The sequence below is a fragment of the Streptomyces poonensis genome, from assembly GCF_014650915.1.
GTDB lineage: Bacteria > Actinomycetota > Actinomycetes > Streptomycetales > Streptomycetaceae > Streptomyces > Streptomyces poonensis.
Genome location: NZ_BMVW01000001.1, coordinates 1 through 22,904, shown reverse-complemented (window position 1 = coordinate 22,904; position 22,904 = coordinate 1). Strand labels below are relative to the sequence as shown.

General features: G+C 70.8%; 16 protein-coding genes and 1 pseudogene. 14 read left to right on the top strand and 3 right to left on the bottom strand.

What is annotated here, in order from left to right; translation table 11 throughout:
• Positions 1 to 23 precede the first annotated feature (23 nt).
• From IE242_RS00085 to IE242_RS00055, 7 genes are all read left to right on the top strand, one after another.
• Positions 24 to 1,055 carry an ABC transporter permease gene (locus tag IE242_RS00085; protein ID WP_189854034.1) on the top strand — a complete coding sequence of 344 codons (1,032 nt, stop codon included), beginning with the start codon at positions 24 to 26 and terminating at the stop codon, positions 1,053 to 1,055.
• On the top strand, positions 1,052 to 1,987 hold the full coding sequence (locus IE242_RS00080) for a carbohydrate ABC transporter permease (RefSeq protein ID WP_189854033.1): 936 nt from the start codon (positions 1,052 to 1,054) through the stop codon (positions 1,985 to 1,987). Before IE242_RS00085 ends, IE242_RS00080 begins: the two co-directional genes overlap by 4 nt.
• Before the next feature lie 176 nt (positions 1,988 to 2,163).
• Positions 2,164 to 4,446 carry a sialidase family protein gene (locus IE242_RS00075; protein ID WP_189854032.1) on the top strand — a complete coding sequence of 761 codons (2,283 nt, stop codon included), beginning with the start codon at positions 2,164 to 2,166 and terminating at the stop codon, positions 4,444 to 4,446.
• Complete coding sequence (locus tag IE242_RS00070) at positions 4,446 to 6,452, top strand: beta-galactosidase (RefSeq protein WP_189854031.1); 2,007 nt, start codon at positions 4,446 to 4,448, stop codon at positions 6,450 to 6,452. Before IE242_RS00075 ends, IE242_RS00070 begins: the two co-directional genes overlap by 1 nt.
• Positions 6,449 to 8,740 carry a glycosyl hydrolase family 95 catalytic domain-containing protein gene (locus IE242_RS00065; RefSeq protein WP_189854030.1) on the top strand — a complete coding sequence of 764 codons (2,292 nt, stop codon included), beginning with the start codon at positions 6,449 to 6,451 and terminating at the stop codon, positions 8,738 to 8,740. The genes IE242_RS00070 and IE242_RS00065 overlap by 4 nt, the downstream gene beginning before the upstream one ends.
• A 39-nt stretch (positions 8,741 to 8,779) precedes the next feature.
• Entirely contained in the window at positions 8,780 to 9,511 is a 732-nt protein-coding gene (locus tag IE242_RS00060; RefSeq protein WP_189854029.1) for a glycoside hydrolase family 12 protein, read from the top strand.
• A 288-nt stretch (positions 9,512 to 9,799) separates the two neighbouring features.
• Entirely contained in the window at positions 9,800 to 10,063 is a 264-nt protein-coding gene (locus tag IE242_RS00055; RefSeq protein WP_189856504.1) for a hypothetical protein, read from the top strand.
• A gap of 96 nt (positions 10,064 to 10,159) precedes the next feature.
• On the opposite strand, the gene IE242_RS00050 is transcribed toward IE242_RS00055, so the two are convergent.
• Positions 10,160 to 10,399, bottom strand: a complete 240-nt coding sequence (locus IE242_RS00050) for a transposase (RefSeq protein WP_189854028.1) — start codon at positions 10,397 to 10,399, stop codon at positions 10,160 to 10,162.
• 16 nt (positions 10,400 to 10,415) lie between these two features.
• Here IE242_RS00050 and IE242_RS00045 point away from each other — a divergent pair.
• Positions 10,416 to 10,547 (top strand): annotated as a pseudogene (locus IE242_RS00045) (helix-turn-helix domain-containing protein); the annotation flags it as partial.
• Positions 10,548 to 10,556: 9 nt separating this feature from the next.
• Here the strand turns inward: IE242_RS00045 and IE242_RS00040 are convergent.
• Together IE242_RS00040 and IE242_RS00035 are read right to left on the bottom strand one after the other, a co-directional pair.
• Positions 10,557 to 12,617 carry a glycoside hydrolase family 31 protein gene (locus tag IE242_RS00040; protein WP_189854027.1) on the bottom strand — a complete coding sequence of 687 codons (2,061 nt, stop codon included), beginning with the start codon at positions 12,615 to 12,617 and terminating at the stop codon, positions 10,557 to 10,559.
• 115 nt (positions 12,618 to 12,732) lie between these two features.
• Positions 12,733 to 13,746, bottom strand: a complete 1,014-nt coding sequence (locus IE242_RS00035) for a LacI family DNA-binding transcriptional regulator (protein ID WP_189854026.1) — start codon at positions 13,744 to 13,746, stop codon at positions 12,733 to 12,735.
• A 520-nt stretch (positions 13,747 to 14,266) separates the two neighbouring features.
• Between IE242_RS00035 and IE242_RS00030 the strand changes: the two genes are divergently transcribed.
• From IE242_RS00030 to IE242_RS00005, 6 genes are all read left to right on the top strand, one after another.
• Complete coding sequence (locus IE242_RS00030) at positions 14,267 to 16,204, top strand: acyl-CoA dehydrogenase family protein (RefSeq protein ID WP_189854025.1); 1,938 nt, start codon at positions 14,267 to 14,269, stop codon at positions 16,202 to 16,204.
• A gap of 162 nt (positions 16,205 to 16,366) precedes the next feature.
• Positions 16,367 to 16,951: a hypothetical protein gene (locus IE242_RS00025; RefSeq protein WP_229857897.1), complete on the top strand. Its 585-nt coding sequence runs from the start codon at positions 16,367 to 16,369 to the stop codon at positions 16,949 to 16,951.
• A 73-nt stretch (positions 16,952 to 17,024) separates the two neighbouring features.
• Positions 17,025 to 19,778, top strand: coding sequence for a preprotein translocase subunit SecA (gene secA, locus IE242_RS00020; RefSeq protein WP_189854023.1), 2,754 nt, complete (start codon positions 17,025 to 17,027; stop codon positions 19,776 to 19,778).
• A 129-nt stretch (positions 19,779 to 19,907) separates the two neighbouring features.
• Positions 19,908 to 21,218 (top strand): 1-deoxy-D-xylulose-5-phosphate reductoisomerase, encoded by a 1,311-nt coding sequence (dxr, locus tag IE242_RS00015; protein ID WP_189854022.1) that lies wholly within the window; start codon positions 19,908 to 19,910, stop codon positions 21,216 to 21,218.
• On the top strand, positions 21,215 to 22,519 hold the full coding sequence (locus IE242_RS00010) for a M50 family metallopeptidase (protein WP_189854021.1): 1,305 nt from the start codon (positions 21,215 to 21,217) through the stop codon (positions 22,517 to 22,519). The genes dxr and IE242_RS00010 overlap by 4 nt, the downstream gene beginning before the upstream one ends.
• A 212-nt stretch (positions 22,520 to 22,731) precedes the next feature.
• Positions 22,732 to 22,904, top strand: a 173-nt coding sequence (locus IE242_RS00005; RefSeq protein WP_189854020.1) for a flavodoxin-dependent (E)-4-hydroxy-3-methylbut-2-enyl-diphosphate synthase, incomplete at its 3' end; no start/stop codon positions are given.

Sequence of the window (22,904 nt, the reverse complement as noted above, 5' to 3'; positions counted from 1 at the left end):
GTACCCAGGCAAGGAGAACGGCCGTGTCGAACAGCACGGTGCCTCGGAGCAGGGCCGAGGCCGAGACGACGGAGAAGACCCCGGTGGCGTCCGGCGGCGCCACCGGCCCCCGGAGCAAGCCCTCCGGGAAGCTGAGCCTGAAGCTCAGATGGAGACGCGACCGCGTCCTGCTGCTGATGACGCTGCCCGCGGTGGCCCTGGTCCTGCTCTTCAACTACGTGCCGATCCTCGGCAACGTGGTCGCCTTCCAGGACTACGACCCGTACATCAGCGACAACGGCGTGGTGTCGATCCTGAACAGCCCCTGGGTGGGCGTGGAGAACTTCCAGCGGATCTTCGAGGACTCCGCCTTCTGGCAGGCGGTCCAGAACACCCTGGTGCTGTTCTTCCTCCAGCTCGTGCTGTTCTTCCCGGTGCCGATCCTGCTCGCGCTGCTCATCAACAGCGTGATCAGGCCCCGGGTGCGGGCGATCGCGCAGGCCGTCCTCTACCTGCCGCACTTCTTCTCCTGGGTGCTGGTCATCGCCGTGTTCCAGCAGCTCCTCGGCGGTGCCGGGCTGCTCTCGCAGCTGCTGCGCGACCACGGGTACGACGGCCTCGACGTCATGACCGACCCGAACACCTTCAAGTTCCTGGTCACGGCGCAGGCGGTGTGGAAGGACGCCGGCTGGGGGATCATCGTCTTCCTCGCCGCGCTGGCCTCGGTCAGCCCCGACCTGTACGAGGCCGCCGCGATGGACGGCGCCGGACGCTGGCGCCGGATGTGGCACGTCACCCTGCCCGCTCTGCGGCCGGTGATCGCGCTGCTGCTGGTGCTGCGCGTCGGTGACGCCCTGACCGTCGGCTTCGAGCAGATCCTGCTGCAACGCGAGGCGGTGGGCCCCGGCGCCTCGGAAGTGCTCGACACCTTCGTGTGGTGGAACGGCGTCCGCAACCAGGACTTCGGCTACGCGGCCGCCGCCGGACTCATCAAGGGCGTCATCAGCATCGGTCTCGTCCTGGCCGCGAACAAGGTGGCCCATCTGATGGGCGAGCAGGGGGTGTACAAGAAGTGACCGCAGTGATCGACAAGCCCGCGACCGAGCCGTCCCGGTGGGCCGCCCCGCCCCGCCCCGTGTGGGAGGAGAAGCCCAGCCACACCGGCCTGGCGGCCAAGGGCCTCGTGCTGGCCCTCGCCTGCCTGGCCATCCTGTTCCCGCTGTGGATCGTCATCGTCACCAGCCTCTCCTCACGCAAGACCATCGACGAGGCCGGCGGCCTGGTGATGATCCCCAAGGACATCACCTTCGTCGCCTACCAGGAACTGCTCAGCGGCGGCCAGGTCACCCGCGCCGCGATCATCAGCATCGTGATCACCCTCGTCGGCACACTGTTCTCGATGACGGTGTCCGTGCTCTGCGCGTACGGCCTGTCCCGCACCGGCTCGCTGGGCCACCGCTGGATCCTGATGACCCTGCTGGCCACCATGTTCTTCAGCGCCGGTCTCATCCCGACCTATCTGCTGGTGCAGTCGCTCGGCCTGACGGACAGCTATCTCGCGCTGATCCTCCCGAGCGCGATCAGCGTCTTCAACATCCTGGTGCTGCGCGGCTTCTTCCAGGGCATCTCGCAGGAGCTGATCGACAGTGCCCGCATCGACGGCGCCGGCGACTTCCGCATCCTGTGGCAGATCGTCATGCCGCTGTCCCGCGCGGTGATCGCCGTGATCACCCTGTTCTACGCGGTGGGCTACTGGAGCGCCTGGTTCAACGCCTCCCTGTACCTCAACGACCAGGACATGATGCCGCTCCAGAACGTCATGATCCAGCTGGTGCAGAAGCAGGAGGCGCCGGTCGGGCTCGGCCAGGCCATCAAGACCGGACAGCTGTCGGGTCTCGCGGTGCAGATGGCCGTGATGGTCATGGCGCTGCTGCCGGTGGCCGTCCTGTCGCCCTTCGTCCAGAAGCACTTCAAGAAGGGCATGCTCACCGGCGCGGTCAAGGGCTGACGGCAGGACCGACGTCCTGCCCGACCCACGTCCCGCCGCGCCCCGAGCCCCACGCCCCCGCCGTGGCCGGCCGTGCCTGTCCCCGGCCGGCCACGGCGGGCCCAGGTCTCCGGGCACACCCTCCCGCTCCTCTCCTTCTTCCTCCCCCTCCCTCTCCCTCCAGAACGAGGTAAGCCATGCCCACGCCCCAGCCAGGCAGACGTACCGTTCTCGCCGGGACCACGGCCGCCGCCGCCCTCACCGCCGTGCCCGCGCTCGGCACCCGGGCCCTCGCCGCCGGGAGCACGTCCGGGAGCACATCCGGGAGCGCGACCGGGACGGCATCCGGGAGCGCGGCCGAGGGCGTGACGTACCGCTGGCGCAATGTCGTCATCGGCGGTACCGGCTTCATCACCGGTGTGCTGTTCCACCCGTCCGTGCGCGGGCTCGCCTACGCCCGTACCGACATCGGCGGCGCCTACCGCTGGGACGACCGCGCCGCCCGCTGGACCCCGCTGACCGACCACATCGGCTGGGACGACTGGAACCTCCTCGGCGTGGAGGCCATGGCGGTCGACCCCGCCCACCCGGACCGGCTGTACCTCGCCGTCGGCACCTACACCCAGTCGTACGCGAGCAACGGCGCCGTCCTGCGCTCCGACGACCGCGGCGCCACCTGGACCCGGACCGACCTGGACGTGAAGCTCGGCGCCAACGAGGACGGCCGGGGCGCGGGCGAGCGGCTGCTCGTCGACCCGCGCGACAGCGACACCCTCTGGCTGGGCACCCGTCACGACGGACTGCTCAAGTCCACCGACCGGGGCGCCACCTGGGCACCCGCCGACGGCTTCCCCGCCGAGGCGAGCGCGTCCGGGCAGGGCGTCACCCTCCTCGTCGCGGCCGGCCGCACCGTCTACGCCGGCTGGGGCGACGGCGGCGCGGGCGGTGACGGCTCGGCGGGCGTCGCCAACCTGTACCGCACGCCCGACGGCACCACCTGGGAGGCCGTACCCGGGCAGCCCTCCGGCAAGGCCGCCAAGGTTCCGATCCGCGCCGCGTACGACCGGCACACCCGCGAGCTGTACGTGACGTACGCCGACGCGCCCGGACCCAACGGCCAGTCCGACGGCAGCGTGCACAAGCTGCGCACCAGCGGTGGCAAGTGGAGCGAGGTCACCCCGGTGCGGCCGGGTGGGACGACGGCCGACGGCTCGGCCGACACCTTCGGCTACGGCGGCGTCGCCGTCGACGCCCGCCGTCCCGGCACCGTCGTCGTCTCCACCAACAACCGCTGGGCCGCGATCGACACCGTGTTCCGCTCCACGGACGGCGGCCGCACCTGGACGTCCCTCAAGGACTCCGCCGTGTTCGACGTGTCCGAGACTCCCTTCCTCAAGTGGGGCGAGGACAAGCCCAAGTTCGGCTGGTGGATCCAGGCGCTCGCCCTCGACCCGTACGACTCGAAGCACCTCGTGTACGGCACCGGCGCCACCCTCTACGGCACCCGGGACCTCAAGCGCTGGGCGCCGCAGATCCGGGGCCTGGAGGAGACGTCCGTGCGCCAGCTGATCTCGCCCCCGGTCGGGGAGGCACACCTGATCAGCGGACTCGGGGACATCGGCGTGATGTACCACGAGAGGCTCACGGCGTCCCCGTCGCGCGGCATGGCGGCGAACCCCGTGTTCGGGACGGCGACGGGACTCGCGCAGGCCGCGGCCAGGCCGTCGTACGTCGTCCGCAGCGGCTGGGGCGACCACGGCAACGGCGCGTATTCGAACGACGGTGGGCGGACCTGGGCGCCCTTCGCGGCCCAGCCCTCCATCGCCAAGGACGCACCGGGACCGATCGCCACCAACGCCGACGGCAGCGCGCTGCTGTGGTCCTTCGTGCACTGGGACGGCACGAAGTACGCGGCACACCGCTCGACGGACAACGGCGCCACCTGGTCCGAGGTCACCTCCTTCCCGAAGGGCGCCACGCCGGTCGCCGACCCGGCCGACCCGACGCTCTTCTACGCGTACGACACCGACACAGGAACGCTATACGCCAGCACTGACAGTGGCCGTTCCTTCACCGCGCGTGCGGGCGGACTGCCCTCCGGGGACAGCCAGTTCAAGGTGGTCGCGGCGCCGGGACGCTCCGGCGACCTGTGGCTGAGCACCAAGTGGAACGGGCTCTACCGGTCCACCGACGGCGGCGCGACCTTCGCCAAGGTGGAGAGCTGCTGGGCCTCGTACACCGTCGGGTTCGGCAAGGCGGCCCGCGGTGCCGACTACCCGGCGATCTACCAGGTGGGGTCCACCGAGAGCATCACCGCCGTCTACCGCTCCGACGACGAGGCCAAGACCTGGGTGCGGATCAACGACGACGCCCACCAGTGGGGCTGGACCGGTGAGGTCATCGTCGGCGACCCGCGCGTGTACGGCCGGGTGTACCTCGCCACCAACGGGCGCGGCATCCAGTACGGGGAGCCGGTCTGATGCCCGAACCCCGTCCCGGTCCCGGTCTCGGCGACGTCACCCGCGGCCGCATTCTCTTCGGCGGCGACTACAACCCCGAGCAGTGGCCCGAGGAGACCTGGCACGACGACGTCCGGCTGATGAAGGACGCGGGCGTCAACTCGGTCACCGTCGGCGTCTTCTCCTGGGCCCGGCTGGAACCGCGGCCCGGCGAGTACGACTTCGGCTGGCTGGACCGGCTGCTGGGTCTGCTGCACGACAACGGCGTCGGCGTCGTCCTCGCCACCCCCACCGCCTCGCCCCCGCCCTGGCTGGGCCGGCTGTACCCGGACACCCTGCCCGTCGACGAGGACGGCCGCATCGAGTGGTGGGGCGGCCGCCAGCACTTCTCGCACTCCAGCGCCACCTACCGTCACCACGCCGCCGCGATCACCGAGGCCCTGGCCGCCCGCTACGGCGGCCACCCCGCCCTCACCCTCTGGCACATCAACAACGAGTACTGCACCTACGACTACGGCGACGAGGCCGCCGCCCGTTTCCGCGGCTGGCTGCGGGACCGGTACGGCACGCTCGACGCCCTCAACACGGCCTGGGGGACGGCCTTCTGGAGCCAGGGCTACGGCGCCTGGGAGGAGATACTTCCGCCCCGCCGCGCCCACTACCTGAAGAACCCGACCCAGGTCCTGGACTTCCGCCGCTTCACCTCCGACATGCTCCTGGAGTGTTACACCGCCGAGCGGGACATCGTCCGCCGGCACACCCCGCACATCCCGGTGACCACCAACTTCATGCCGCTGTGGTTCGGGCAGGACGCGTGGCGCTGGGCGGGGGAGGAGGACGTCGTCTCCGTCGACCTCTACCCCGACCCGCGCGACCCGTACGGCGCCCAGGAGGGGGCCCTCGTCCAGGACATGACCCGCTCCCAAGCCCGCGGCGGCCCGTGGATGGTCATGGAACAGGCGACCGGCTCCGTCGGCTGGCGGGACGTGGACCAGCCGAAACCGCGCGGCCTCAACCGCCTGTGGTCGCTGCAGGCCGTGGCCCGCGGCGCGGACGCCGTCTGCTACTTCCAGTGGCGGCAGTCCCGGCAGGGCGCGGAGAAGTTCCACTCCGCGATGGTCGGCCACGCGGGCGAGCACGGCCGCGCCTTCCAGGAGGTCAAGCAGCTCGGCGCCGACCTGGCCACCCTCGCTCCCCGGGTGTCCGGCACCGGGATCGAGGCCGACGTCGCCGTCCTGCACGACTGGCACTCCTGGTGGGCCGGCACCCAGGAGGCCCGCCCCTTCGACCGGGCCGACCTGCCCGTCGTCCTGCGCGCCTGGCACCGCGCCCTGTGGGAGGCGCACCTCACCACCGACTTCGCCCACCCCGAGCACGACCTGTCCCGCTACCGGCTGGTGGTCGTTCCGCAGCTGTACCTGCTCACGGACACCGCGATCGACAATCTCCTGGCCTACGTCCGCGGCGGCGGCACCCTGGTCTGCGGCTTCCTGACCGGTGTCGCCGACGAGGACGACCGGGTACGGCCCGGCGGCATGGACGCCCGGCTGCGCGAGCTGTTCGGCATCCGCACCCTGCACGAGTGGTGGCCGCTGCCCGCCGGGGAGACCGTCCAGTGCGACGGCTTCCGCGGCACCCTGTGGTCGGAGGAGCTGGAGGCCGACGGCACCGCCGGCGAGACCGTCCCCTACAAGGGCGGGGAACTGGACGGGCTGCCCGCCGTGCTGGGCAAGGGCCGCGCCTGGTACCTCTCGACCCTCCCCGAGCCCGAGGCGCTGCGCGACCTGCTGGCCGGGATCGCGGACGGGGCGGGCGTACGGCCCGTGCTCGACGGGCTGCCCGCACAGGTGGAAGCGGTCCGCCGGGGTGACGCCCTCTTCCTGCTCAACCACGGACGGGACGAGATCGCGGTCGACGTGCCCGGCACGCACCGCGATCTGCTGACGGGCGCCACGGTCGGCGGATCGGTCGTGCTCGGCCGGTACGGCGTCGCGGTGCTGACCTCAGCAGCGTCAGGAGCGTCATGAGCGTCGTCGGCGGGGCTTCACCGCACGGCACCTGGGAGCCACAGCCCGCGGAGCGCTGGGAGGACGCCTTCCTGAGCGGTAACGGCCGCCATGGCGTCATGGTGTTCGGTGAGCCGAACGATGACCGGGTCATCGTCACCCATCACACCCTCGTCCGCCCCAACGGCGGTGAGCGCGCCAGGCCGCCGGAGCTCGCGGCACGGCTCCCCGAACTCCAGGACCGGCTGCTCACCGGGGAGCCGGACGCCGCCGAGGACTTCACGGACGGGCGCGGCCTGCAGTGGGTGCAGCCGTTCCACCCCGCCTTCCGGATACGACTGCGCCGGCCGTCGTCCGCCGACTCGCGCCGGGACCGCCGTTCCCCCGAGCCGCGCCGGTACCTCCGTTCCGACGACCCGCGCCGGTACCGCCGTGCCGTCGACTTCACCACGGGGGTCGTGGAGGCGGTCTTCGAAGGCTGGAGCAGCAGGGTCTTCGTGTCCCGCGCGGACGACGTGATCGTCCAGCGCATCACGGCCGAGGAGCTGGAGATCACTCTCGACCACCAGCTGCCGGGCGCGCCCCCGAAACTCGCCGTCGGCCACGGTGCCGTCCTCACCGCCGAGGGCGCGTTGCTCAGCCTGCGCGCCCGCTACCCGGACAGCGACCGGGCGTACACCGGGGTGACCCTCGTGGCCGTCACGGGCGGCCGCGCCACGCTCACCCCGCCGGGTGTGCGGATCGAGGGCGCGGCCTCCGTACTGCTGCTGACCCGCGTCGTACGGCACACCGGTGAGCTGGACGTGACGGCCCACGGCCGGGAGCTGTGCGAGCTGCTGCCGGATGCCGATGAGCCGGACTCGGCCGAGGACCCGGACCCGTACACCCATCTCCTCACCCGCCACACCGCCCTCCACCGCACCGCCTACACCCGCGTCACCCTCGACCTCGCCGCCGACCCCGCCGAACGCGCCCTCCCCGGCAGCGAGCTGCTCAAGCGGCCGGACAGCCGCGCCCTGCTGGAACGGCTGCACGCGGCCGGCCGCTATCACCTGCTCTCCGCCTCCGGCATGCTCCCGCCGCGGCTGACGGGCCTGTGGACCGGCGACTGGGACACGGCCTGGTCCGGTGCCTTCACCACCAACGCCAACCTCAACCTCCAGACCGCGTCGGCGGCAGCGGCGGCCCTCCCCGAGGTCACCGAGGCGCACGCCCAACTCATCCACCACCAGCTCCCCGACTGGCGCGAGAACGCCCGCGCGATCTTCGGCGCCCGCGGGATCGTCGCCCCTTCCCACACCGACGGCGAGAACGGGCACACGTACCACTTCAGCCGCGAGTACCCCCTCCACCTGTGGACCGCGGGCGCCGACTGGCTGCTCAAGCCGCTCGTCGACCACGACGAGACGCGCGGCGAGCGCGATCCGCGGACCGGGGCCGCCCTGGCCGAAGTCGCCCTGTTCTACGAGGACTTCCTCACCCGCACCGACGCGGACGGTCACCTCCTCGTCCTTCCCTCCTACTCCCCGGAGAACCGCCCCGCCAACGCGAGCTGGGGCGCGATCAACGCGGCGATGGACCTCTCCGCCGCCCGCCACGCGCTGCGCACCGCCGCCGCGTACCACCCGGGCACCGCCGACGCCGACCGCTGGCGGGCCCTCGCCGACCGGCTCCCGCCCCACCGGGTCAACGCCGACGGCGCCCTCGCCGAGTGGGCCCGGCCCGGCCTCGACGACACGTACGACCACCGGCACCTCAGCCATCTGTACGGTGTCTGGCCGCTCGACGAGATCACCCCGTACGACACCCCGGAGCTCGCCGCGGCCGCGTACCGCGCGCTCGAACTCCGCGGCGCCGAGAACGACTCCGCGCACGGCCATCTGCACCACGCCCTCGTCGCCGCGCGGCTCGGCGACGGGACACGGGTGCGGGCCGCCCTCGCCCACGTCCTGACCGGCGACTACTTCCACGTCTCCCTGATGAGCGCGCACTACCCCCACCGCGACGTCTACAACGCGGACGCCGCCCACGCCCTGCCCGCCGTGCTGATCGAGATGCTGATCCACTCCACCCCCGACCGGCTCGTCCTGCTGCCCGCGCTGCCTGACGCGTACCCCGAGGGCCGGCTGAGCGGCGTCCGCACGCGGTTCGGCGCCGAGGTGGACCTGGAGTGGGGGCCTGAGGGCGCCCTCCGATCGGTCATCCGCCCCACCCGCACCCACCGCATCGAACTCCGGACTCCCTCCGGCGCGCGCCCGCTCGACCTGCGTGCCGAGGAGGACTGCGTCCTCGACCTGGGGCCGCAGTAGACCCCCGTCATCCCCCCACCCATGGAAGGAACGCACCCCATGGCAACACGCACCCCCAGCAGGACCAGCGCCCTCGGCAAGGTCGCCAAGGCCCTGCTCGCCCCCGCCCTCGCGCTCGGCGCCACCGTCGGCCTCGCCTCCGCCCCCGCACAGGCCGCCGTCTGGAACACCTGCGACCAGTGGGGCAACACCACGCTGAACGGCTACACCCTCTACAACAACATCTGGGGCTCCGGCGCCGGCAGCCAGTGCACCTGGGCCAACTCCGGCACCAACTGGGGCGTCTGGGCCAACCACCCCAACACCGGCGGCATCAAGTCCTACCCCAACTCCAAGAAGGTGATCAACAAGTCGATCACCTCGCTCTCCTCGCTCACCAGCAGCTACAACGTCACCGTCCCGTCGTCCGGCGCATACAACACGTCGTACGACATCTGGGACACCGACTACGACCACGAGATCATGCTGTGGGTCAACTACAACGGCGCCGTCGGCCCGCTCGGCACCTCGCAGGGCACCGTCACCCTCGGCGGCCACACCTGGAACGTCTACAAGGGCGACAACGGCGCCAACCAGGTCTATTCGTTCCTGCGTACGTCCGACTCCACCTCCGGCACCGTCAACATCCTCCCGATCCTGAAGTGGATCAAGGACACCAAGGGCTGGATCGGCAACGAGACCATCGGCGACGTGCAGTTCGGCTACGAGATCACCTCGTCGTCCGGCGGGCTGGACTTCCGGACCGACAACCTGACGGTCTCCTCCAGCTGAGACCTCAGAGACGGGCGAGACGGATCAGCAGCACTGCGGGTGTGCGCGGCAGCGACACCCGCAGTGCCTCCCCGTCCCAGACCGTCGCCGACGGCGGCCGGAGCCGACGGGTGCGGGATCTCCGTACGAACTCCCTGGCCCGCCGCATGCGCTATGGGCAGCCGGAGTACGGACTCCCCGCCCCGACGCCACACCTGCACGTATGGGGGGCCGCCCGGCCCTCGCATTCCCAGTGCCGGCCACTCGTCCGTCCACCCCGGCAGGCCGGCGGCCGTAATGGCAGGGCCCGTGCAAGGTCGCCACGGACCGCCTTGTACGTACGGACCGCGTCCCGCACGAGCCCTCGTCCTCACTTCAGGCGGCACCGGCACCCCGTCCGCCCCTTCCGTCCCCTGGTCGGCGTCGTACGAGGCCACGCTGGCGGACACCAGTGGAAAGCCCTCGTACGACTACTCCTCGTCGGCCGGGGTGGGCGATCGTGCCCTCGTGCTGCGCCGTGGTGACGAGGCGACGTTCCACGTCTACGCCCCGCGCGACGGCTACCGGGATTGATTCGCAGCGAACCGGCCTTCAGGCCGGTGGTGAAGCGAATCTGATGGTGGCGACGCGGAGCGTCGCGGATTCAGGTCCGGCGGGACCGGGCAGTGCTCACACCGGCCGGTTCTGCTGTTCGATGTACTGCTCGACCACGGAGAGCGGGGCGCCGCCGACGGTTCCGGCGAAGTAGGACCCGAACCACAGCTTGTTGGCGCGCCAGTAGCGGCTCACCAAGTCGGGGAACTCCTGGCGCAGGCGGCGGGAGGAGACACCCTTGGTCACGAAGACCAAGTGGACATGCATCACGAAAGCACAGTGCCTACCAGTGCTGGTCTTATGCATCTCGCCCATAACCCAAGTACGTAGCGTGAGGGTCGAGCAACTTCGGTACAGCTTCCGCCTGTACCCGGACACCGGCCAGCAGACCGCATTGGCGAAGGCGTTCGGGTGCGCCCGTGTCGTGTTCAACGACGCGGTCCGCACCCGCGAGGACGCCCGTCACCACCGGTCACTCGGCGACGGGCAGCCGCGCCCCGTCCCGCAGGAACAGCGGAATCCGGTCCAGCGGAGCCTTGACCGTCACCGCCCGGCCGCCCTCGTACGTCTCGCCCGTCCAGGCGTCCGTCCAGGTGGCGCCCGCCGGGAGGTACGTCGTGCGGGCCGTGGCGCCCGTGGTCAGCACCGGGGCGACGAGCAGATCCGCACCGAAGAGGTACGCGTCGTCGACCGACCAGGCCGCATGGTCGTCCGGGAACTCCAGGAACAGCGGGCGCATCACCGGCAAGCCCTCCTCGTGGGCCTCCCGCATGACATCCAGCACGTACGGCTTCAGCCGCTCGCGGAGCCGCAGGTACCGCTCCAGGATCGCGCCGGCCTCCTCGCCGTACGACCACACCTCGTTCGGGCCGCCGGTCATGTCGGGGCCGAGCGGCATGCCCGGGTCGCGGAAGCCGTGCAGCCGCATCAGCGGGGAGAGCGCGCCGAACTGGAACCAGCGGATCATGACCTCGCGGTAGGCGGGGTCGTCCGGGTCGCCGCCGTGGAAGCCGCCGATGTCGGTGTTCCACCAGGGGATGCCGGACAGGGCGGTGTTCAGACCGGCCGCGATCTGGCGGCGCAGGGTCGCGAAGTCGGTGCCGATGTCGCCGGACCAGAGGGCGGCGCCGTAGCGCTGGCTGCCCGCCCACGCCGAGCGGTTGAGGGTGACCACCTCGTCCTCGCCGGAGGCGAGCATGCCCTCGTAGAAGGTGCGGGCGTTCTCCAGCGGGTAGATGTTGCCGACCTCCAGGCCGGGGCCCGCCCAGTAGCGCAGGTTCTCGGCGAAGCCCGGCTTCAGCTCCGGCTCGCAGGCGTCCAGCCAGAACGCCTTGATGCCGTACGGCTCCAGGTAGTTCTCCTTGATCCGCGACCACACGAACTCCCGCGCCTCGGGGTTCGTGGCGTCGTAGAAGGCGACCTGGACGGTGGAGGCGACCTCCTTGTCCGGCCAGTCGGCGTGCGCCATCGGGCCGTACTGGGTGCCGATGAAGTAGCCGCGCTGCTCCATGACCGGGTGGTTTTCGGAGAGCGGCGACACCGACGGCCACACGCTCACCACCAGCTTGATGCCGAGTTCGTCCAGCTCCCGGACCATGGCCGCCGGGTCGGGCCACTCCTTGGGATCGAACTTCCACTCGCCGAGGTGCGTCCAGTGGAAGAAGTCGCACACGATGGCGTCGATGGGCAGGCCGCGCCGCTTGTACTCGCGCGCGACGGCGAGGAGTTCGTCCTGGGTGCGGTAGCGCAGCTTGCACTGCCAGAAGCCGGCCGCCCAGTCGGGCAGCATCGGGGTGCGGCCGGTCACCGCGCTGTAGCGGCGCTGGGTGTCGGCCGGGGTGCCCGCCGTGATCCAGTAGTCGATCTGGCGGGCCGAGTCCGCGACCCAGCGGGTGCCGTTGCCGGCCAGCTCGACGCGGCCGACGGCCGGGTTGTTCCAGAGCAGTGTGTAGCCGCGGCTGGAGGTGAGCACCGGGATGCCGACCTCGGCGTTGCGCTGGACCAGGTCGAGGACCAGGCCCTTCTGGTCGAACCGCCCGTGCTGGTGCTGGCCGAGGCCGTACAGCTTCTCGTCGTCGTACGCGGCGAAGCGCTGCTCCAGGCGGTGGTACCCGTTGCCGACCGCGGTGTACAGGCGCGGGCCGGGCCACCAGAAGTGGGCGCGCTCCTCGGCGAGCAGCTCGGTCGCGTCCGCGGTGCGCAGGAAGCGGACCATGCCCTCGGCGTCGACCTCGACGGTCAGCGCGCCGACGGTCAGCTGCCCGTGCCCGTCCTCGATCTTGACGGTGCTCTCGGTGCTCGGCGGTACGTCGAGCAGGGCGCCGGGCAGTCCGTCGAGGACCGGTCCGCCGAGCCGCGCCCGGACCCGGACCGCGTCCGGCCCCCACGGTTCCATGCGCACGGTCTCCTGCCGCCCGCTCCACTCCAGGGCACCGTCCCGCTCACGGAACGTGCCGACGGTGGGGGAGGACTGCGCGAGGCTGACCGCGCCCGACGGGGCCGGCTGGGTCTGGTTTTCGGCAGGCTGATGCACGACGGGTGCTCCTGGAGGAGTACGGACAGGGGTGTGCGGGAGGGGGTGGGGGGTGCCCGCGAGGTCGCAGAACTGTTCGGACTGTTCGGGAGGTGCGCCGGAGGTGCGTCGAGGGTCAGGAGCCGCTCGGCGCCGGACCCGTGCTCGCCCGTACCGTCAGTTCCGGGGCGAGCAGCACGACGTCGTCCTCGCCGCGTCCGTCCAGCTTGGCGACCAGGTGCTCCACCGCGCGCCGGCCCATCTCCTGCGCGGGGATGGCGACCGAGGTGAGCCGTACCGACGCCTGGGTGGCGACCTGGTCCGGGCAGACAGCGATCACGGACACGTCCTCGGGCACGGCGCGCCCCTGCTGGCGCAGCAGGGCGAGCAGCGGCTCGACCGCGTTCTCGTTCTGCACCACGAAGCCAGTGGTGCCGGGACGTTCGTCGAAGATCCGGGAGAGGGTCACGGCCATCGCGTCGTATCCGCCCTCGCAGGGACGGTGCAGTACGCGCAGCCCCATCTCCCTCGCGCGCGACCGCAGTCCGTCGAGCGTGCGCTCGGCGAACCCGGTGTGCCGCTCGTAGACGGCGGGCGCCTCGCCGATGACGGCGATGTCGCGGTGCCCGAGCGCCGCCAGATGCTCGGCGCACAGCGCGCCCGTCGCACCGAAGTCGAGATCGACGCAGGTCAGCCCGGTGGTGTCGGCGGGCAGCCCGATGAGTACCGACGGCTGGTCCGTCCGCCGGAGCAGCGGCAGCCGTTCGTCGTCGAGCTCGACGTCCATCAGGATCATCGCGTCGGCGAGTCCGCTGCCGGTGACCCGGCGCACGGCGTCGGGGCCTTCCTCGCCGGTGAGCAGCAGGACGTCGTACCCGTGGGTGCGGGCCGTGGTGGCGACCGCGATGGCGATCTCCATCATCACGGGCACATACATGTCGGTGCGGAGCGGGACCATCAGAGCGATGATGTTGGACTTGCTGCTCGCCAGGGCCCGGGCGCCCGCGTTCGGGTGGTAGCCGAGCTCCTGGATGCTCCGTTCGACCCGCTGCCGGGTGCCCACGGAGATGGACCGCTTGCCGCTGAGGACATAGCTCACCGTGCTCGCCGAGACTCCGGCGTGCTGGGCGACCTCGGCGAGGGTGACCATCCGGCTCTCCAAGCAGTGTGTGAAGCGCTTCGACGATGCGCTCTCATGGACGGGGACGAGTGAGGGTGGCTCGACAGTAGCTCGACGGTGAGTGGGTGTCCATAGGCTGTCGAAGCGCTTCGACAGGACTTTGCGAGACGCAGACGATCCGGACGGAGTGGACGCGTCCTTCCCGGTGGGGACGCCCGGTCCGGGAAGAGTGTTCCCCGTTCGGGACGGGTCCGGTCCGGGGGCGGGTTCCCGTCCGGGACGAGCCCCCGGTCCAAGCATGGGGTCGGGTCCTTCCCTCTCACCAGCGCAACCGTCCGAGCGGCCGCAGGAGGACCGTCACCTCGGTCCGTACAGCAGCAGTCACTGACTCCGCATCAGCCCCCGGACAGCGGCCGGGCCGACGGTGCCCATTGGGCCGATCGCTGCGCGAGGACTGGTGGGCGTGCCCGGAATCGGGTACATACGATCGAGTAGCACCGGTCAGTAACGTAACCGGCCCAAGATCCCTATTCGCGGCGAGGTGAGCCTCATGTCCGCAAGCCCAACCCAACCCCGAGTCACCGAACGTGAGGCACGCCAGGTGGCGGAGGCCGCCCGGGAGCAGGACTGGCGCAAGCCCAGCTTCGCCAAGGAGCTGTTCCTCGGCCGCTTCCGGCTCGACCTGATCCACCCGCACCCGATGCCCGCCGACGAGGACGCCCAGCGCGGCGAGCAGTTCCTCGCCAAACTGCGCGACTTCTGTGAGACGAAGGTCGACCCGGTCCTCATCGAGCGCGAGGCACGGATCCCCGACTCCGTGATCGACGGGCTCAAGGAGCTCGGCGCCCTCGGGATGAAGATCGACACCAAGTACGGCGGCCTCGGCCTCACCCAGGTGTACTACAACAAGGCGCTCGCCCTGGTCGGCTCCGTGAGCCCCGCGATCGGCGCCCTGCTCTCCGCGCACCAGTCGATCGGCGTACCGCAGCCGCTGAAGATGTTCGGCACCCAGCAGCAGAAGGACACCTTCCTGCCGCGCTGCGCCCGTACCGACATCACCGCCTTCCTGCTCACGGAGCCGGACGTGGGCTCCGACCCGGCCCGCCTCGCCACCACCGCCGTACCGGACGGGGACGACTACGTCCTGGACGGGGTGAAGCTCTGGACCACCAACGGAGTCGTCGCCGACCTGCTCGTGGTCATGGCACGGGTGCCGAGGTCCGAGGGGCACAAAGGCGGCATCACCGCGTTCGTCGTCGAGGCGGCCTCCGAGGGCATCACCGTGGAGAACCGCAACGCCTTCATGGGCCTGCGCGGCCTGGAGAACGGCGTGACCCGCTTCCACCAGGTGCGCGTCCCGGCGGCCAACCGCATCGGTCCGGAGGGCTCCGGACTCAAGATCGCCCTGACCACGCTCAACACCGGACGTCTCTCACTGCCCGCCGTGTGCGCCGGCACGAGCAAGTGGTGCCTGAAGATCGCCCGCGAGTGGTCGGGGGCGCGCGAGCAGTGGGGCAAGCCGGTCGCGCTGCACGAGGCGGTCGGCTCGAAGATCTCCTTCATGGCGGCCACCACCTTCGCCCTGGAGGCAGTGGTCGACCTGTCGTCGCAGATGGCGGACGAGAACCGCAACGACATCCGCATCGAGGCCGCCCTCGCCAAGCTGTACGGCTCCGAGATGTCCTGGCTGATCGCCGACGAACTGGTCCAGATCCGCGGCGGCCGCGGCTACGAGACCGCCGAGTCCCTGCGGGCCCGCGGCGAACGGGGCGTCCCCGCCGAGCAGATGCTGCGCGACCTGCGCATCAACCGCATCTTCGAGGGCTCCACGGAGATCATGCACCTGCTGATCGCCCGCGAGGCCGTCGACGCCCACCTGTCCGTGGCCGGCGACCTCATCGACCCGGACAAGTCCCTGGCCGACAAGGCGAAGGCGGGTGCCAACGCGGGCGTGTTCTACGCCAAGTGGCTGCCCAAGCTGGTCGCGGGCCCGGGCCGGCTCCCGCGCGCGTACGGAGACTTCCACCCGGAGGGCCATGTCGACCTCTCCGGGCACCTGCGCCATGTGGAGCGCAGCGCCCGCAAGCTCGCCCGCTCCACCTTCTACGCCATGTCCCGCTGGCAGGGCCGGATGGAGACCAAGCAGGGCTTCCTGGGCCGGATCGTCGACATCGGCGCCGAGCTGTTCGCGATGAGCGCGGCCTGTGTGCGCGCCGAGCACCTGCGCGCCACCGGCGACCACGGCCGCGAGGCCTACCAGCTCGCCGACGTCTTCTGCCGTCAGTCCCGCATCCGCGTCGACGAACTGTTCGCCCGCCTGTGGACCAACACCGACGACATCGACCGCAAGGTCGTCAAGGGTGTTCTGTCCGGTACGTACACATGGCTGGAACAGGGCGTCATCGACCCGTCCGGCGACGGGCCGTGGATCGCCGACGCGACCCCGGGTCCGAGTGAACGGGAGAACGTCCACCGCCCCATCCGCTGAACACCTCGCATTTCACTGATTTCCCATTCCTCACGCTGATGCACTGTCGTCCCCGTTGCCGTTCAGCTGCTTGCCGCACGAAAGTGATGCGTCAACAATGGGCAAAAGGGTGAACGGGGACGACAGATGCGCCAAGAAACAGAGGCCGGGAACGGACGGACATTGTCCGTCCGGCTCAGGTATGCCCGCCGCGAGGCATGGCGCCATCTTCAGGAGGCGGAGCGCCTACGGGCTCTGCGCACGGTGCGCGACGACGTGCTTCCGCTCGCCGGAGAACTCCGCCGCACGGCCCCCGCGGCCTTCGAGTCCCACCGCGACGCCCTCGCCGTCCTGCTCAACGAATGCGCGCTCGCCGTCGTCGACGAGGAACCGAGGCCGCCCGTGGCCGGGTTCGGCGCACTCCGGGTGCGCCGGATCGACCCGCGCGACGTGGACGCCCTGCTGGACGCGGGACGGCCGGGGGAGCGGCCGGTGATCCAGCAGCTCTTCCGCAGCGCGCTGGACGTGGTCGGGGACCCCGTCCTGCGCGAGGTGATCACGGCCAATCAGCAGGGCGTCCACATCCTCCAGCGGGCCAACCGCTGGATCGGACTGCTCACGGACGCGATGGAACAGGAGACGTCGCCGGGATTCGATCCCGGCCCCCTGGAACCCGCGTCCGATCCCCCGGGACGCGCATCAGCGACGACCCCGGAACCGGAATTCGGAATGCCCTCGGAACGGGAACTCGGAACAACCCCAGGATAGGGCCCGGGGCACAGGAAAAACTCCCCGGAAAAGATCGCGCACTTCTCTCTCATGGTTCATGGGGGTCCGGAATATGCCCGCTCTCGGCCTCACCACCGTCACCAGCAGGATCATGCGCGCCGGAGAGGGCAGGACCCTGCGCCGGCTGCGGTACGTCGCGCAGCAGGTCGCCTCCGTCGAGGAGGACCTCACCGGCCTGACCGACGCCGAACTCCGCGCTCTCACCGACGAGTACAAACAGCGCCACGCCGACGGCGAGAGCCTCGACGACCTGCTGCCGGAGGCCTTCGCCACCATGCGCGAGGCGGCCCGCCGCACCCTCGGCATGCGCCACTTCGACGTGCAGGTCATGGGCGGCGCCGCCCTCCACCTCGGCAACATCGCCGAGATGCAGACCGGTGAGGGAAAGACCCTGGTCGCCACCCTGCCCGTCTACCTCAACGCCCTCACCGGCAAGGGCGTCCACCTCGTCACCGTCAACGACTACCTCGCCCGCCGCGACGCCGCGTGGATGGGCCGGGCGTACGAGTTCCTCGGCCTGACCGTCGGCGTCGTCGGCACCGGCTCCACCCCCGAGGAGCGCCGCGCCGCGTACGCCTGCGACATCACGTACGGCACCAACACCGAGTTCGGCTTCGACTACCTCCGCGACAACATGGCCTGGTCGCGGGACGAACTCGTCCAGCGCGGCCACCACTTCGCGATCGTCGACGAGGCCGACTCCATCCTCATCGACGAGGCCCGCACCCCGCTGATCATCTCCGGCCCCGCCGACCAGGCCACCCACTGGTACGAGGCGTTCGCCCGGCTGGTGCGCCCCATGAAGGGCGTCCGGATCCAGGAGGAACGCTTCGTCCGGCCGCAGGACAAGGAGCGGCTGGCACAGCTGCGGGAGCGGTACGACTACGAGTACGACCCCCGGAAGCGCACGGTGGCCGTCCTGGACCGCGGGGTGGAGCACATACAGGACCAGCTCGGCATAGAGAGCCTCTACGAGTCCGACCACACCCCGCTCATCGGCCACCTCAACAACGCCCTGAGGGCCAAGGAGCTGTTCCACCGGGACAAGGAGTACGTCATCGTCGACGGCGAGGTCGTGATCGTCGACGAGCACACGGGCCGTATCCTCCCCGGCCGCCGCTACAACGAGGGCCTGCACCAGGCGATCGAGGCGAAGGAGGGCGTCCGGGTCAAGGACGAGAACCAGACCCTGGCCACCATCACCCTCCAGAACTTCTTCCGCCTCTACGACCGGCTCTCCGGCATGACCGGCACGGCGATGACCGAGGCCGCCGAGTTCCAGCAGATCTACGGGCTCGGCGTCGTCCCGATCCCGACCAACAGGCCGATGATCCGCGAGGACCGGCCCGACCTGGTCTACCGCACCGAGGACGCCAAGTTCGCGGCCGTCGTCGACGACATCGAGGCACGGCACGCCAAGGGACAGCCCGTCCTCGTCGGCACCACCACCGTCGAGGTGTCCGAGACGCTCTCCGCGCTGCTGCGCGGGCGGCGCATCCCGCACGAGGTGCTCAACGCCAAGAACCACCGGCGCGAGGCGATCGTCGTCGCCCAGGCCGGCCGCAGGGGCGCCGTCACCGTGGCCACCAACATGGCCGGCCGCGGCACCGACATCATGCTCGGCGGCAACCCCGAGGCACTCGCCCTCGCCGCCTCCGCCGGGCTTCCCGAGGACGCCGGCGAGGAGGAGCACCGGGCGGTCCTCGACCGGATCACCGACCGGGTCGCGGCCGAACGCGCCGAGGTCACCGAGCTCGGCGGCCTCTACGTCCTCGGTACCGAACGGCACGACGCCCGCCGCATCGACAACCAGCTGCGCGGCCGCTCCGGCCGCCAGGGCGACCCCGGCGAGTCCCGCTTCTACCTCTCCCTCCAGGACAACCTGATGCGGCTCTTCCAGTCCCAGCTGGTGGACCGTGTGATGGAGGGGGCGGGCCTGCCCGACGACGTCCCCATCGAGAACAAGGTCGTCACCCGCGCCGTCGCCTCCGCCCAGGCCCAGCTGGAGCGGACGCACTTCGAGTCCCGCAAGGAGGTCCTGAAGTTCGACGAGGTCCTCAACCGGCAGCGCACCCTCATCTACGCCGAGCGCCGCCGGGTCCTGGACGGCGAGGACATGCGTGAGCAGATCCTGCACTTCATGGACGACACCGTCGAGGCGTACGTCACGTCGGAGACGGAGGAGGGCTTCCCGGAGGAGTGGGACCTGGACCGCCTGTGGTCCGCGCTGGAACAGCTCTACCCGGTCCGGGTCACCCTCGACGACCTCGACGAGGAGGCGGGCGGCCGCGCCGGCCTCACCCCCCAGCACCTGGTCGAGGCCCTCACCGAGGACATCCACGCCCGCTACGCGGACCGCGAGGCGGCACTCGGCACGGAGACGCTGCGCGTGCTGGAACGCCGGGTGGTGCTCTCCGTCCTGGACCGCAAGTGGCGCGAGCACCTGTACGAGATGGACTACCTGCGTGACGGCATCGGCCTGCGCTTCACCCTCGGCCGGGAACCGATCGTCGAGTACGAGCGGGAGGGCTTCGACATGTTCGTCGCCATGACCGACGCCATCAAGGAGGAGTCCGTCGGGTTCGTCTTCAACCTCGACCCCACCTCCGAGGGCCTCGCCCCGAGCCGCCCCCAGGACGCCCCGCTCCACTTCAGCGCCCCGACCATGGACACGGCGGAGGGCGTCGTCGAGGGCGACTTCACCCCGTCCGACGCCTCACCGGACGCCTCACCACGCACCCCGCAGGACGCCCCACCGGCCGCCGGTCCCCGCCCGCCGAAGGCGAAGCGCCGCCGCAAGCGCTGACGACAGGCCCGGCACGCGGCAGCCGGGAGGCACTCAGGAGACACACAGCAGGCGCCCGGGAAGCGCCAGGGGCGCGCGGCCTGCCATGCCCCTGTCCTGCCGGGGCCGCCGTACGGCCACAATGGGGTCATGAGCGACAGTCCTGCCCCCCTCGCCGACCCACACATCGCCTTCGACCCCGTCACCGGGGCCCGGAACGTCGTGATCCTCGGATCGACCGGGTCGATCGGCACTCAGGCCATAGATCTCGTGCTGCGCAACCCGGACCGGTTCCGGGTCACCGGGCTCTCCGCCGCCGGGGGGAGGGTGGAGCTGCTGGCCGGGCAGGCGCACCGGCTGCGCGTGCGGACGGTCGCCGTCGCCCGCGAGGACGTCGTGCCCGCGCTGCGGGAGGCCCTGAGCGCCGTGTACGGCCCGGGGGAGCGGCTCCCGGAGATCCTCGCGGGCCCGGACGCCGCCACGGAGCTCGCCGCCTCCCCCGGCCACACCGTGCTCAACGGCATCACCGGCTCCATCGGCCTCGCCCCCACCCTCGCCGCCCTGGAGGCGGGCCGCACCCTCGCGCTCGCCAACAAGGAGTCGCTCATCGTCGGCGGCCCGCTGGTGAAGGCGCTGGCGAAGCCGGGCCAGATCATCCCGGTCGACTCCGAGCACGCCGCCCTGTTCCAGGCGCTCGCCGCCGGCACCCGGTCCGATGTGCGCAAGCTCGTCGTCACGGCCTCCGGAGGACCGTTCCGGGGCCGTACGAAGGCGGAGCTGGCGGACGTCACCCCCGCCGACGCCCTCGCCCACCCGACCTGGGCCATGGGCCCGGTGATCACCGTGAACTCGGCGACGCTCGTCAACAAGGGCCTCGAGGTGATCGAGGCGCACCTCCTCTACGACATTCCCTTCGACCGCATTGAGGTCGTCGTGCACCCGCAGTCGTATGTCCACTCGATGGTGGAGTTCACGGACGGATCGACACTGGCCCAGGCGACGCCCCCGGACATGCGCGGGCCCATCGCCATCGGTCTCGGCTGGCCGGAGCGCGTCCCGGACGCGGCCCCCGCCTTCGACTGGACCAAGGCGTCCACCTGGGAGTTCTTCCCGCTGGACGACGACGCCTTCCCGTCGGTGGGGCTCGCCCGGCACGTGGGACAGCTCGCGGGCACGGCGCCGGCGGTGTTCAATGCGGCCAACGAGGAGTGTGTGGACGCGTTCCTGAACGGCGCCCTGCCGTTCAACTCGATCATGGAAACCGTGACCCGGGTCGTCGAGGAGCACGGCACACCCGTCACGGGAACTTCCCTGACCGCGGCGGACGTCCTCGAAGCGGAGACCTGGGCACGCGCCCGGGCCCGGGAACTGACCAAGACGACCCAGCCGGGCGAGCGGACCCCATCGGGCCGGCCGCCGGCCGGGCCGACCCAGCGGACGACCGCGGAGGCCCGTGCATGACGACCCTGATGACCATCCTCGGCATAGTCGTCTTCGTACTCGGGCTGCTGATCTCGATCGCCTGGCACGAACTCGGCCACCTGTCGTTCGCCAAGCTCTTCGGCGTCCGCGTGCCCCAGTACATGGTGGGCTTCGGACCCACCCTCTGGTCGCGCAAGAAGGGCGAGACCGAGTACGGCGTCAAGGCGGTCCCGCTCGGCGGCTACATCCGCATGATCGGCATGTTCCCGCCCGGCCCCGACGGCCGCATAGAGGCCCGTTCGACATCCCCCTTCCGCGGAATGATCGAGGACGCCCGGGCGGCCGCGTTCGAGGAACTGCAGCCCGGCGACGAGAAGCGCCTCTTCTACACGCGCAAGCCGTGGAAGCGCGTGATCGTGATGTTCGCGGGCCCCTTCGCGAACCTCGTCCTCGCCGTCGTGCTCTTCGTCGGCGTGATGATGACGTTCGGCACGAACACGCAGACCACCCAGGTCAACGCGGTTTCCGACTGCGTCATCCAGGCCAGCGAGAACCGCGCGACCTGTGAGAAGGGCGACAAGGACGCCCCCGCCAAAGCCGCCGGCCTCAAGGCGAAGGACAAGATCGTCGCCTTCGACGGCGAGCCCGTGAAGGACTGGTCCTCCCTCCAGGCCGACATCCGCGCCAACCCCGGCAAGGAGGTCACCCTCACCGTCGAGCGCGACGGCAGGCAGCTCGACCTCACCGCCACCCTCATAAAGAACCAGGTCGCCAAGACCGACGGCGACGGCGGCTATGTCGAGGGCGAGTACGTGACCGCCGGCTTCCTCGGCTTCACCCCCGTCACCGACGTGGTGCCCCAGTCCTTCGGGCAGTCCGTGGACCGCATGGGCGACATGATCGAGAACGGCGTGGAATCGCTGGTCGCCCTGCCCGGCAAGATCCCCGCCCTGTGGGACGCGGCCTTCGGCGACGGCCCGCGCGAGGCCGACTCGCCCATGGGCGTGGTCGGCGCGGCCCGTGTCGGCGGCGAGATCGCCGCCATGGACATCCCGCCCACCCAGCGGCTCGCGACCTTCTTGATGCTGGTCGCGGGCTTCAACCTCTCCCTCTTCCTGTTCAACATGCTCCCGCTGCTCCCGCTGGACGGCGGGCACATCGCGGGCGCGGTGTGGGAGTCGATCCGCCGGAACCTGGCCAAGGTGCTGCGCCGGCCGGACCCGGGCCCCTTCGACGTGGCGAAGCTGATGCCCGTCGCGTACGTCGTGGCCGGTGTCTTCGTCTGCTTCACGATCCTGGTGCTGATCGCGGACGTGGTGAATCCGGTGCGCATCTCATAGTCGGGGCTCCGGAAGACCGCGGTCACCGCGTGTTCACGACGGCCGGGCACCTTGGGTGCCCGGCCGTCGCCGTGCGGTGACGCACGGTCGCCCCCTCGGGTGGGTTCACAGCCCGTGATGTGCTGGGGCTCGGACCGGTGACGTAATCTCGGAGCCCGGGGCCCGCTGTTCTCCGGGACCGACCTTGATGACAACTTGGGGTTGCACAGCAGATGACTGCGATTTCTCTCGGCATGCCGTCCGTTCCGATCAAGATCGCCGAGCGTCGGAAGAGCCGGCAGATCATGGTCGGCTCCGTGGCGGTGGGCGGGGACGCGCCCGTCTCGGTCCAGTCGATGACGACGACGCGTACGTCGGACATCGGCGCGACGCTGCAGCAGATCGC